12 protein-coding genes are annotated in these 11904 nt (G+C 73.9%); 5 read left to right on the top strand and 7 right to left on the bottom strand.

Annotated elements, in window-relative coordinates; genetic code table 11:
• Positions 1–269: 269 nt before the first annotated feature.
• Complete coding sequence (locus SCK26_RS03675) at positions 270–638, bottom strand: STAS domain-containing protein (protein ID WP_318199793.1); 369 nt, start codon at positions 636–638, stop codon at positions 270–272.
• A gap of 218 nt (positions 639–856) precedes the next feature.
• Here SCK26_RS03675 and SCK26_RS03670 point away from each other — a divergent pair, with 218 nt between their 5' ends.
• Complete coding sequence (locus SCK26_RS03670; RefSeq protein WP_412080698.1) at positions 857–1915, top strand: urea transporter; 1059 nt, start codon at positions 857–859, stop codon at positions 1913–1915.
• Positions 1916–2796: 881 nt separating this feature from the next.
• Here the strand turns inward: SCK26_RS03670 and SCK26_RS03665 are convergent.
• The gene (locus tag SCK26_RS03665) at positions 2797–3600 is read right to left on the bottom strand and encodes a DUF1206 domain-containing protein (protein ID WP_318199792.1); all 804 of its coding nucleotides are present in this window, start codon (positions 3598–3600) and stop codon (positions 2797–2799) included.
• Between the two features lie 136 nt (positions 3601–3736).
• Positions 3737–4879, bottom strand: a complete 1143-nt coding sequence (locus SCK26_RS03660; protein WP_318205896.1) for an MFS transporter — start codon at positions 4877–4879, stop codon at positions 3737–3739.
• 235 nt (positions 4880–5114) lie between these two features.
• On the opposite strand from SCK26_RS03660, the gene SCK26_RS03655 reads away from it, so the two are divergent.
• A complete protein-coding gene (locus SCK26_RS03655) occupies positions 5115–6017 on the top strand; it encodes an aminoglycoside phosphotransferase family protein (protein ID WP_318199791.1) in 903 nt (300 codons plus the stop codon).
• A 55-nt stretch (positions 6018–6072) separates the two neighbouring features.
• Here SCK26_RS03655 and SCK26_RS03650 read toward each other — a convergent pair whose 3' ends face one another.
• Positions 6073–6384, bottom strand: coding sequence for an alpha/beta hydrolase (locus SCK26_RS03650; protein ID WP_318205895.1), 312 nt, complete (start codon positions 6382–6384; stop codon positions 6073–6075).
• Positions 6341–6490: a hypothetical protein gene (locus SCK26_RS03645; protein ID WP_318199790.1), complete on the bottom strand. Its 150-nt coding sequence runs from the start codon at positions 6488–6490 to the stop codon at positions 6341–6343. Before SCK26_RS03645 ends, SCK26_RS03650 begins: the two co-directional genes overlap by 44 nt.
• 293 nt (positions 6491–6783) lie before the next feature.
• Here SCK26_RS03645 and SCK26_RS03640 point away from each other — a divergent pair, with 293 nt between their 5' ends.
• Entirely contained in the window at positions 6784–8958 is a 2175-nt protein-coding gene (locus SCK26_RS03640; protein ID WP_318199789.1) for an MMPL family transporter, read from the top strand.
• Positions 8959–9031: 73 nt separating this feature from the next.
• Here the strand turns inward: SCK26_RS03640 and SCK26_RS03635 are convergent, their stop codons facing one another.
• Entirely contained in the window at positions 9032–9241 is a 210-nt protein-coding gene (locus tag SCK26_RS03635) for a hypothetical protein (RefSeq protein WP_318199788.1), read from the bottom strand.
• A gap of 476 nt (positions 9242–9717) precedes the next feature.
• Complete coding sequence (locus SCK26_RS03630) at positions 9718–10137, bottom strand: RidA family protein (protein ID WP_318199787.1); 420 nt, start codon at positions 10135–10137, stop codon at positions 9718–9720.
• Between the two features lie 292 nt (positions 10138–10429).
• Between SCK26_RS03630 and SCK26_RS03625 the strand changes: the two genes are divergently transcribed.
• Complete coding sequence (locus tag SCK26_RS03625) at positions 10430–11155, top strand: FAD binding domain-containing protein (protein ID WP_318199786.1); 726 nt, start codon at positions 10430–10432, stop codon at positions 11153–11155.
• A 98-nt stretch (positions 11156–11253) separates the two neighbouring features.
• A complete protein-coding gene (locus tag SCK26_RS03620; RefSeq protein WP_318199785.1) occupies positions 11254–11751 on the top strand; it encodes an ATP-binding protein in 498 nt (165 codons plus the stop codon).
• Positions 11752–11904 lie beyond the last annotated feature (153 nt).

The following is an 11904-nucleotide window of genomic DNA, read 5'->3' as shown; positions in this document are numbered from 1 at the left end:
GCCTGGTCGCCGACCGAGGCGGAGGACTCCCGGAGCGGGACCGGCTGCGCTTGGGGTGTACGACGGATTGCGCCGGGATAGTGTGCTTATGTCCTGATATATGGGCTACTTCCAGTCCACGAGAAGGCACACAAGGAGGTACCGATGTCCTCGAAGCGACGCCGGAAGAAGAAGTCGCGCCGCAACCACCCGGCGAACCACGGGAAGCGCCCGCAGTCCTGACACCCCTGGCGGTCCCTCGGTCCGCCGGCGTCCGCGGCGGCGGACCCTCAGGCCTCCAAGGCTTCCCGGATGCTCGGGTAGCAGGCGATCAGCGGGGTGAGGCCGACGATCTCCAGGGTGCGCAGGACGGGATTGCGGACGCCCGCCAGCCGTAGCCAGCCCGGCGGTTGATGGGCCTGGTGGCCGGCGATGAGGACGTTGATGCCGCTGGAGTCCATGAACGGCACCCCGCTCAGATCGGCGACCGTGCGCTCGCCGGGCACGGAGTCCATGGGGGTGAGGGCGTCCCGCAGTACGCCCGAGGTGTGGTGGTCGATCTCACCGATCACCGTGACGACGGTGACCCCGTCGATGGTGGACCGGATGACGGACAGCCGCTCCGGCCCCGCCTGTTCGTTCATCGCCGCCGTGTCCACCGCGTGTTCCTCGTCTCCGCTCGTGCTGATCTTTTGGTCAGCGCATTCTTCACCAGGCGGCTGCCCCGGATCGCGCGGAAGATGCCTGCCGTTTGTCGCACGCCCCGGCGCACTTCGCAACAGCCGCTTGCGCCCCTCCCGTGTCACCCACACCTCCGTCGGCACCGTATTGGTGATGGCCGTACGCCGCTCGACAGCTCCGTACCGTATGTCGGAAGATGCATACCGCAATGCGGAACATGGGGAGGACGTCGGTGAGGGGGCGGAACGTGCGGCGGTCGGACGGTGTCCGGTGGTGGCGTCGGGGGCGGGCCAGGGGCTGCGGGCGGTGGCTGCTGCGCGGACCGGCCCAGGTGATGTTCCAGGCCGACGCGCGGACCGGAGCCGTCTTCTGCCTCGCCCTCGCCACGGCCGACTGGCGCTACGGCGCCTACGCACTCGGCGGCGCCGCCCTCGGCACCGGCACGGCACGGCTGCTGCGCGTCGCCCGCGACCGCGTGGAGCAGGGGCTGGAGGGCTTCAACTCCTGCCTCGTCGCGCTGTGGTGCGCGGTGTTCCTCGGCGCCGGCCGGCTGTCCACGGCGCTGCTCGCCGCCGCGGGCTGCGCGGTGACCGCGGTCGCCACCGCCGCCGTGACCGGGCTGCTGCGGGTGTGGCGGCTGCCGCCGCTGACCCTGCCGTACTGCCTGCTGGCGAGCGCGATCACGGTCGCCGCGCCCGCCTACCGGCGGATCCGGCCGCACGATGCCGGCCTCGCCGCGCTGCCCCGCCCGGCCACCGGACCGACCGCGCCGCACCCGGACGACCTGTGGCGGGCGTTCTTCCGCAACATCTCGCAGGTCTTCTTCCTGGACGAGTGGTACGCCGGGGCACTGCTCCTCGCGGGGCTGTTCCTGGCCGGCCGGGCCGTGGCGCTGCTGGCCTGCGCCGGCAGCGCCACGGGCGTTTTGACGGCCTGGGCGCTCGGCGCACCGGAGGCCGCCGTCGCCGACGGCACCATGGGCTGCAACGCGGTGCTCGTCGCCGTAGCCCTGTGCGGTGTGTTCCTCGCCGTGACCCCGGCCACCCTGCTGTACGCGCTGCTCGGCGCCGCGACGGCGACCGCCGCGACCCCGGCCGTCGCCCATCTGCTCGCCCCGTCCGGCGGCCGGGCCTTCACCTGGCCGTTCGTGCTGACGACGCTCGGCTTCCTGGCCGCCGCCCGCGCCTTCCCCCGGCTCACCGCCCAGGACGAGACACGTCCACACCGGCCCGACACCCCGGCGGCCACCGCCTAGTCCGCCGGACCGCCGGCGCCGGGAGGCCGTGGATCGGTTGGCCGACGCGACCACGCACCAGGGGGCGCGGCCCCGAAGGCTCAGGGGAGTGGAAGAGGAGCGACCCACGGGACGGCCACGCTGACGGGACCACCTGCGGCCCGGGGCCCCCGGATGCTCCGGCCGAGTCGGACCCGCCGGACCCGTCGAGCAGCCGGCCCGCACCCGTCCGCGTCCGCGCCGCGCCCGTGTGCCGGGTCCGCCTACGTCCCGGGCCGCCGCCCGCCCGCCGCGTCCGCCCACATCCCGGGCCGCCGCCCGCCCGTCCGCGTCCGCGCCGCGCCCGCCCGTCCGCGTCCGCGCCGCGCCCGCCCGTCCGCGTCCGCGTCGCGTGCGTCCACCGGCCCCGCCGACCGGACCGCCCGCGGCGGGATACCCGGATGCCCCGGCCCAATCAGACCGGACGGGCCCAACGAGCAGCCGGCCCGCACCCGTCCGCGTCGCACCCGTCCGCCGGGTCCGCCCACATCCCGGGCCGCCGCCCGCCCGTCCGAGACCGGCCTCCGCCGGACCCGTACGGCCGGACCCGGCAGGCGGCTGCTCCGTGCCGCCGTCCTCACCCTGTCCACGCTCGCTCTCGCACCGTCGGCATCGGCTGGTGTGCACGCTGCCGGTACCTCGACGGCAACCCTGTCAGCGTCTCGCCGGACATCATGGTCATGGTCTTGCGCTCCGACGGGCGGACCAGCGCGACGGACCGCGCACTCGGCGCTGGCCGCTCGCGTACCCGGGGTGCGCGCCGGTGGCGACGCGAGACGGTCATCGGTAGGCGGCGTCGGCATGGCCCCGGTCCAGGCCTGCGCCGCAGCCCGCGGCAAGCCGGAATCCGCCGACCGGCCCGCTCAGCCCACCGGCCCGCCGCCGGGCCGGACCTTGCGCCAGCGGGCGTTGCACCAGGAGAAGAGGCCGAACGCGGCCAGACCGACTGCGACCAGGGCGAGCAGCCACGGTCCGGCCGGCAGGTCGCGGAACGCGCGCAGGGTGTCGTCCATGCCCTTCGCGCGGCCCGGCTGATGCCGTACGGCCGCGACGACGGCGAACACACCGGCCGCCGCGAAGACGACGCCACGGGCCGTACCACCCGTCACCCCGAGGGCCTCCACCACCGACCGGGTCCGGCCGGACAGGGCCTCGGTCCGCAGGTGCTTCAGGAACTTGCGCTGCACGGCCCGCACCGAGATCCACAGACCGGCCACCACCACACCCGCTCCGGCGAGGCCGAGCAGCCACTGACCGGCGGGCCACTCCAGCACACGGGCGGTGACGTCGTCGGTGTGCCGGTCGGACGAGCCGCTGCCGCTGCCCCGGCTCCCGGCCGCGTAGGCGAGCACCGAGTAGGAGACGAAACAGTAGAAGATGAAACGGGCCAGGGCCGCCGCCCGCCGGGAGAGCTTGGACCCGTCGGGGCCCGACGCGCCGAACACCGCCTCCGACAGCCGCCACAGGGCCATCCCGGCGAGCGCGATGCCCACGATCCACAGCAGTGCCGAACCGAACGGCCGCTCGGCCAGCTCGCCGAGCGCGCCGCCCCGGTCGGCCTGGCGCTGGCCGCCGCCACCGCCGAAGGCGATCCGCAGCGCGAGCACGGCCACCAGTACGTAGATCAGGCCACGCGCCGCGAAACCGGCCCGGGCCGCCATGGCCATGGGTCTGCTGTCCGCTGCCCGGGCCGAAGAGCGTAGTACGTCCATACACCGCCGATGCCCCCGCACCCCGGGCCGACACCTGCCCACGGCAAGCCGCTCGGCACGGTGCGGCGCGGGCAGGGCCGGCGGGCCGCTGTCACCGACGCGGCAGGTGACGGCCGGCGGGCCGCCGTCGCCGACGCGGCAGGTGACCGCCGAGCAGCACCGCGCAGGCCCCCGCGGTCAGCAGCCCGCCGGCGAGGAAGACGCCCCGCGGGCCGGCGTGCGGCAGGAGCAGCGACCCGAGCGTGGCGCCCGCCGCGATACCGGCGTTGTAGCAGCCGGAGTTCGCCGCGAGCGCGAGATCCGTACGGCCCGGGGCACAGTGCAGCATCGCGTTCTGCGCGGCCATGAACACCGGCCCGAGCGCCCCGCCCGTCAGCACCAGGAACACCACCGCCGCCCCGGGCCGGCCGCCGGCCGCGTACAGGCCGAGCATGCCCACGGCCTGTACGGCCACGGCGGCGGTCAGCGCCGCGTACGGAAAGCGGTCCAGCAGGACGGCGGTGACGCTCACGCCGGCCAGGCACGCGACGCCGAAGACCGAGAGCAGCGCGCTGACCGTGCCCGGGGCGAACCCGCTCACGCGCTCCAGGAACGCCACGATGTAGGTGTATCCCGCGAACGCGCCCGTGGCGGAGAGGAACCCCGCCGCCAGCACGGTGGCGAACCGGCGGCCGTCGGGACCGGCCGCGTAGGCGGCGGGCTCCTCCTCCGGGCGCGAGGTCGGCAGCAGGACGGCGATCGTCACGAGACAGACCAGGCCCAGCGCGGCCGGGAGCGCGAACGGCAGCCGCCAGCCGCTGTGCCGGCCCAGCCAGGTCGCGGCCGGAACGCCGAGCACCAGGGCGAGCGAACCGGCCACGGACAGCGCCCCGACCACCCGCCCGCGCACCCCGGGCGCGAACAGGCCCACCGCGACCGGGCCCATCACGGCCCAGAACAGCGCCTGCGCGAGGGCGGCCGGCAGCCGCGCCGCGAGGAGGACGCCGTAGGAGGGGGCCAGCGCCGAGACGACGCCGGACACGACCAGCGCGGCCAGCAGCCCGGCGAGCACATGGCGCCGGGGCACCGCCCGCAGGACGTGGGCGAGCGGCACGGAGGCCACGGCGACCGTCAGGCCGTACCCGGTGACCAGCAGGCCGGCCGCCGGCAGGGACACCCGCAGGCTCCGGGCGACCGGCTCCAGCAGACCGACCGGCAGGCTCTCCACGGTGTTGAGGGTGAAGGCGGCCAGCATCAGGGCCGCGAGTACGGCCGTAGCGCGCCAGAGCGCCGGCCGGGCCGTGACCTGGCGCGCCGCTTCCGCTCCGGCCCGTCGCGCCGGCCGCGTGGCACCGTCCATGGCAGTACCCCACCCGGCCCACCGGTCCCGCCGCAACCGAATTCACCCGCCGCCGGACCGGCCCCGGCACCATGCGAGGCCGCCGGATAATCACTGGCCTCCCGTGCCGTCCGACGATGAGACTCCCGCCGTGACGCTTCACGAGAACGAGATCCCGGTCGACGAGACGCTGGTGCGGTCACTGCTGAGGGAGCAGCGCCCGCGGTGGGCCGCCCTGCCCTTGTCGCCCGCGGGCGCGGGCACGGACAACACCATGTACCGGCTGGGCGACGACCTGCTCGTGCGCCTGCCGCGCACCGCCGACCACGCGCGGTCCGTGCGGAAGGAACAGAAATGGCTTCCCCGCCTGGCGCCCCTCCTTCCCTGCCCCATTCCCGAGGTCGTTCACGCCGGGACGCCCGCCGACGCCTTCCCGCTGGTCTGGTCGGTCCACCGCTGGATCGACGGCGACGAGGCCGGACCGGACACCGTCCGGGACTGGGCCGCCTTCGGCGCCGACCTCGCGGCGGTCGTGAGGGAGCTGCACCGCATCGACCTCAGGGGCGCGACGCGCACGGGCGACCTCGGCTGGTATCGCGGAGGCAGCCTGAGGCCGTGCGACGAGTGGGTCGGCAGATGTCTCGACGACTGCCGGACCACCGTGGGCTCCGAGCTGGACATCGACGCCCTGGAAGAGCTGTGGCGTGCCGCGCTCGCACTGCCCGAGCCCTCCGGACCGCACGTGTGGCTGCACGGCGACCTCAAGCCGACCAACGTCCTGGTCCGGGACGGCAGGCTCCACGCGGTGATCGACTTCGGCACGCTCTCGGTCGGCTTCCCCGACGCCGAGCACGCCACGCTCTGGGACCTGCCGCCACGAGCACGGCAGGCCTACCGGGACACCTTGGACCTGGACGAGGTGACCTGGACGCGCGCCCGCGCCTGGGCGATCGCGGTGGGCCTCAGCGGGATCTCCTTCTACTGGGACACCTTCCCCGCCTTCGTGGCCGAATGCCGGGCACGGCTGCGAGCGATCCTCGCCGACGCGCGTTGAGCCGCTCGCGGCCCCGGAGGAAGGACGGCCGTACGGGCCCGGCGGCGCCGGCGGCTCACCTCTGCGGGGACAGGCCACCGAGACCGGCGAGGAACTCCTCCAGCAGGTCGTGCAGGACCTCCGGACGTTCCATGTGGGCGTCGTGGCCGGTGCCGGGGACGCTGACGGCCAGGGTCGCCGGGCGCTGTGCGAGCATCGCGTCGACGGCCGGTGCCGGAACCAGGCCGGACCGGGCGAAGACGGCCAGGGTGGGGCAGCCGACCCGCCGCCACGCGGGCAGGGAGGAACACCGGACGGTCTCCGCCAGCGCGGCGATCATCGCGTCACGGTCGAAGCGGGGGCGCCAGCCGTCCTCGTGCCGCTCCAGGCCGGCCGCCCAGCCCTCGCGGTCCCGCCAGCGCCTCCTCCTTGGCCCGGTGCCACTCCTCCCACTCCTTGACGAAGGCCGACCGGTCGATGTCCTGGACGGTCATGCGCACTCCCTCGTGTCGGTGCCTCCGGTCGAGTCCCGCGTCCGCTTCAACGACCGCGCCCCGCCCGTTCATCCCGGCCGCCGGCATCGACATGCCAAAGACATATACCGGTGGATTCCACCGCTTCGCCGGGGCCGGAGCGTCCGATGAGGGAGCGCGTGGGCGCGGTCACTAGGATGTGACGTCAAGACAACCATGCGACCGGCCCGTTCCACGCGTGCCGGTCGGGGTCGCCGATGCCAGGGACCGCTCCCCGGGCTGCGGTGATCTTCCTGCCCAGGAGGACCCTCCGCATGTTCCGACGAATAGGCAACGCCGTCGTCCGTCATCCCATTTGGACGATCGTGGCGTGGCTGATCGCCGCGGTGGCGATAGTCGCCACCGCCCCGAGCCTGCCCTCGAACAGTGACGAGAGCAGTTTCCTACCCAGTAGTTACGAGTCCATCAAAGCGGCGGACCTTCAGCAGAAGGCGTTCCCCAGCGCCTTCACGCCGTCCGCGATCGCGCTCTACCAGCGCACCGACGGCGGCAAGCTCACCGCCGCCGACCAGAAGGATGTCGCCCGGATCACCACCGAGCTGGGCAAGAAGCACATCGACCAGGTCCAGAAGGTCGTCCCCGGCCAGCCGTCGAAGGACGGCAAGTACACCCTGACCCTGGTGCAGATGGACAGCAAGAACGCCGGCCAGCCCAAACAGGCGGACGCGGCGAAGGAGTTGCGTGACGAGGCCAAGAAACTGGCCAAGGGCACGCAGCTCGACGTGAAGCTCGGTGGCTCCGCGGCGCAGGCGCTCGACCAGCAGGACTCGTCCAAGCGCGGCGAGGCGCTGATCGGTATCGGCACCTTCGTCATCATCCTGGTGACACTGCTGATCATCTTCCGGGCGCCGATCCTCGCCGTACTGCCCCTGGTGCTGATCGGCCTGGTGTCCGCCGTCGCCAACGGCCTGATCGCCTACGCCACCAAGCTGTTCGGTCTCCAGGCCAACAGCTCGATTTCATCGATCCTCATCGTCGTGCTCTTCGGCGTCGGCACCGACTACTTCCTGTTCCTGATATTCCGTTACCGCGAGAGTCTGCGCGCCGGCGACGAACCCAAGCAGGCCATGATCAACGCGGTGGACCGGGTCGGCGAGGCCATCGCCTCGGCGGCCGGAGCGGTCATCATCGCCTTCCTCGCCCTGGTGCTGTCCACGCTGGGCTTCCTCAAGCAGATGGGCCCGGCGCTCGCCATCGCGGTCGGCGCCACCCTGATCGCGGGCCTGACCCTGATCCCGGCCGTGGTCTCGCTGATCGGACCGAAGGTCTTCTGGCCGTCGAAGTCCTGGCAGAAGGAGCCCCAGAACGCCCGCTTCGCCGCCCTCGGCCGGGGCGTCCAGCGCCGTCCGGCGCTGACCGCCGTCGTCTCCGGGCTCGTCCTGCTCGTCCTGTCGGCCGGCACCTTCGGCTTCAAGGCCACCTTCGACCTGGCGTCGGGCTCCATGCCCAAGACCAAGGAGTCCATGGTCGTCCAGGACCAGATGCAGAAGGCGTACTCGGCGGGCGCGGCGGCACCCACCGACGTCTACCTGTCCAGCACCGACGGCAAGCAGCTGGACGGGTCCCGCTTCAAGGAGTACGCCCGGAAGCTGGGCGAGGTGGACGGCGTCGCCAGTGCGCGTATGACCCAGCTCAACAGGGAGGGCACCACCGCCGACTTCACCGTCACGCTGAAGTACGAGGCGTCGACGGACAAGGCGATCGACGCCGTGGGCCGGGTCCGCGACGTCGCGCACTCGGCGGCGCCCGGCGGCACCGAGGCGTACGTCGGCGGCATGTCCTCGATCTACAAGGACATCGACGCGGCGGTCAACCACGACTACCGCACGGTCTTCCCGGTCGCCGCCCTCCTCATCATGATCATCCTGGGGCTGCTGCTGCGCAGTGTGGTCGCCCCGTGGTACCTGATCGCCTCCGTGGGCCTCGGCTTCGGTGCCACCCTCGGCGCCACCGTGTGGATCTTCCAGAACTGGCAGGGCCACTCGGGTCTGATGTTCATGCTGCCGGTGATCATGTATCTCTTCGTGGTCGCGATCGGCACCGACTACAACATCCTCATGATCGCCCGGCTGCGTGAGGAGGCCCGCGAGGGCCGCGAGCCGCGCGAGGCGGCCGGCATGGCCCTCCGGCACGCGGGCCCGACCGTGGCCGCGGCGGGCTTCATCCTTGCGGCGACCTTCGCCACGATGATGCTGGCGGGCAACTCGCTGCTGTCGGAGATGGGCTTCGCGGTCTCCTTCGGCATCGTGGTGGCCGCGTTCGTCATGGCGATGTTCTTCACCCCGAGCCTCACGGCCCTGATCGGCCATGCCGCCTGGTGGCCGGGCCACGGTGACCGGGCCAGGACGCCGGGCACCGGCGCCGGCACCCTCCGGCGCGACGAGGACCGGGACACCACCGCTCACGATCCGGCCGGGCGCCGCGGCTAGCGGCAGCCGGATCCACGGACGAGTCCTGCCGGGCCACGCGGCCCGGCAGGACTTTTTTCCACCCGGGAACCGGTCACCGCTGCCGGGCCGGTCGGACGGCGCCGGCCGGCACCTCGGAACCGTGTCCCTCGCCGAGGTCCGCGAGGAGCCCCGGGCGTACGGGCTGCCAGCCCACCGGTTCGCGGGTGAGCGTGCTCGACGCGGCCGGGTCCAGGCCGAGGAAGCGGCCCAGCCAGGTGAAGTGCCCGACCGCCTCCTCGGGCGCCACGGACCCGCTGGGCACACGGGCACGACGGCCGATCGTCTCCGCGACGTCCTCCTACGCGACGCCGTGCAGCGCCGGCAAAGGGCGCGGCCACGTGGACCGGACCCGGTCGTCGCGGACCGCGAGCCTCTCACCGCGCGGCACCTCGACGATGCGGTGAGGACACGCCGGCATCTCACGGCCGGGCCGCCGCCTCGGGCCTTTCGGGCCGCGCCGCCGTGTCGCGGTCGTGGTGTCCGGCCGCACCGGCGCGACACCGCTCGCCCGAGACACCGACCCGGCCGCCCTCACCCCGGCCGGCCGCCGGACACCATCGCCGAGCCCGCGCACCTTCCCCGGCCTCCTCGGGCCGGCCCCGCCGCGCGGCCCGGCATCCGCGCAACTCCACCGTCCCGGCGCACCGTTGGTTCCGCGTACCACCTCGCGGGCGGGGTGCGGCGGCGCTCAGGAACGCAGGGTGGCGAGCGGCGCGGAGCGACCGGGGCGGGCGCCCGTCACCGCTGCGACGCGGCCGGCCGAACGGCGACCGCGTCGACCTCGAACAGCATGCCGGGCAGCGCGAGCGATGCCACGCCGCTCAGTGTCTGGGCCGGCAGCCGGTCCCCGAAACACGCGTGCAGGGCCTTGCCGAGGACCTCCAGCCTGGCGGCGTCGTGGTCGACGACGAACGTGCCGAGCCGCACGACGTGTTCGTACCCGAGCCCCTCCGCCTGAAGAGCCAGCCGCAACCGGTCGAAGGCCAGCTCCACCTGGGCGGCGAAGTCACCGGGCACCGGAGCGCCGGAGGCATCGGAGGCGTACTGACCCGCGATGAAGACGAGTGTGCCCGGCGCCGAGACGGCGTGGCTGTAGCCGAAGGGGGCCGGGTCGTGCAGGGTGGCCGGGTTGGTGATCGTGCGCGCGTCGCGGGCCATGGACGGTGCTTCCTTCCGTAGACACGGCCGCCCCGGCAGACGGGGCACGCCGCATGTGGTGCGAGGGCGGCAGCCGCCTCCCACCACCCCAACACCCCGCCTCCCACCGGCCATTCCCTTTCCCCGAGGACCCGCATCGGGCCGGCCGGCCGGTGATCCGCGAGCGCACGCCGCATGCTCGTGTGAGCCCTGTACGCGCCCCCCGGGACCCGAGAAGACTGCGCTGTCGGCGGGCAGGTGGCCGTCCGCCGTCCGACCCGACTCCCCAGCCCAGAAAGGCAGGTCGGCCGCTGTGCTGTTGTGTCTGCCCACGTCCGTGCCGGAAGCCCGGCAGTGTCTCGCCGACGGGGCCGTGCCGATAGGCGGGGCGACGCTCGTCTGGGCGACCTGGCAGCGCGACGGGTTCCCGGACCTCGCGATGTCGCTCCGCGAGGTGCCGGAGGCGAACGTCATCGGCCGGGAGGCACTCGGCGGTGCCGTGCTGTTGCACCGGATCGACACGGCGGTGCCGAACGTCCTGCGGCTGGCCGCCGCCACCATAGGCACCGGCGCCGTACGGCGGTCGGCGACGGTCGGCGGCAACCTCGTCGGCAGCACACTGCGCTGCCTGCTGCCCGCCGCTCTCGCCCTCGACGCCCGGGCGACGGTCCTCGAATCCGACGGCGTCCGCGAGACCGACCTCGCCGAGCTGATCGCCAAGCGCCCCGTGCTGCTCAGCCTGCGCTGGCGCACGCCCCTGGCCTCGGCGTACCGCAAACTGCCCGGCGGCCCCGGCGGGGAGCCGCCCCTCGCGGTGGCCTCGGCCCTGCACACCGAGGCCGACGGCCGGCGCCTGCGCATAGCCGTACGGGACGGCTACGCCGTGCTCAGCGGCACCGCTCCGTGCGGCACCGGCACCGGCACCGAGGACAGCCTCGCGGCGCTGCGCGACACGGCCCTCGGCGATCTGCCGGACGACGCGTGGGAGGTCGTACGCCCGCAGGTCACCGGCCTGCTGGAGAGCGTCGGCCGGGACTGAGGCGAGGGCGCCGCGACCGCTCGGCCGCCGTCTCCTCCCGGACGTCGCGCCCCGCGAGGACGCCCGGACGGAACCGACGACGTGCCACAGTGGCGGGTATGACGACGAAGCCGGACCCGGCGGACCCGGCGGATCTGTCGGAGCCGGCGGATCTGGCGGTGCTGGTCGGGCTGCAGGCCTCCGGGAAGTCCACCTTCTACACCCGGTGCCTGTCCGAACGGTACGCGCTGGTCAGCAAGGACCTGTTCCCGCGCGGCGCGAAGAACAAGCAGGCCCGGCAGATGCGGCTGGTCTCGGAGCATCTGGCGGCGGGCCGGTCCGTGGCCGTGGACAACACCAACCCGTCGCCGCGGGAGTGGGACCCGCTGGTGGCGGCGGCCCGGGCCCACGGGGCCACCGTGACGGCCTACTGGTTCCCGCCCGACGCGGCGGGCTCCCTGCGCCGCAACGACGCCCGCGAGGGCCGCGACCGGGTCCCCGACGTCGGCGTCCTGGCGACCCTGAAGCGGCTGCGCAGACCCTCGGTGGCGGACGGATTCGACGCGGTGCGCGAGGTGCGGTTCGACGGCCTGGGCGGCTTCGAGGTACACCCCTGAGCAACCCCAAGATCATCCGACGCGACCCGTTCCCCGCCCGGCGCCCAGAGCGCCCGGGCACGCGAAATACAAGATCAGGACGGCCTTCCGCTTCGGCGGTCGAAGCGATACCTCTGGAAGGGACGGCGGCCCGGGCCGGGACCGCCCGCGAGG

Source organism: Streptomyces sp. SCL15-4 (assembly GCF_033366695.1).
Taxonomy (GTDB): Bacteria; Actinomycetota; Actinomycetes; order Streptomycetales; family Streptomycetaceae; genus Streptomyces.
The sequence above is the reverse complement of the archived record's forward strand: the minus strand, read 5'-3'. Positions and strand labels throughout refer to the sequence as shown.

Coding starts and splice junctions, on each gene's coding strand:
- SCK26_RS03670 (WP_412080698.1), top strand. CDS start 857: ATGCATACCGCAATGCGGAACATGGGGAGGACGTCGGTGAGGGGGCGG.
- SCK26_RS03660 (WP_318205896.1), bottom strand. CDS start 4,879: ATGCTGGCCGCCTTCACCCTCAACACCGTGGAGAGCCTGCCGGTCGGT.
- SCK26_RS03665 (WP_318199792.1), bottom strand. CDS start 3,600: ATGGCCATGGCGGCCCGGGCCGGTTTCGCGGCGCGTGGCCTGATCTAC.
- SCK26_RS03620 (WP_318199785.1), top strand. CDS start 11,254: ATGACGACGAAGCCGGACCCGGCGGACCCGGCGGATCTGTCGGAGCCG.
- SCK26_RS03645 (WP_318199790.1), bottom strand. CDS start 6,490: ATGACCGTCCAGGACATCGACCGGTCGGCCTTCGTCAAGGAGTGGGAG.
- SCK26_RS03640 (WP_318199789.1), top strand. CDS start 6,784: ATGTTCCGACGAATAGGCAACGCCGTCGTCCGTCATCCCATTTGGACG.
- SCK26_RS03630 (WP_318199787.1), bottom strand. CDS start 10,137: ATGGCCCGCGACGCGCGCACGATCACCAACCCGGCCACCCTGCACGAC.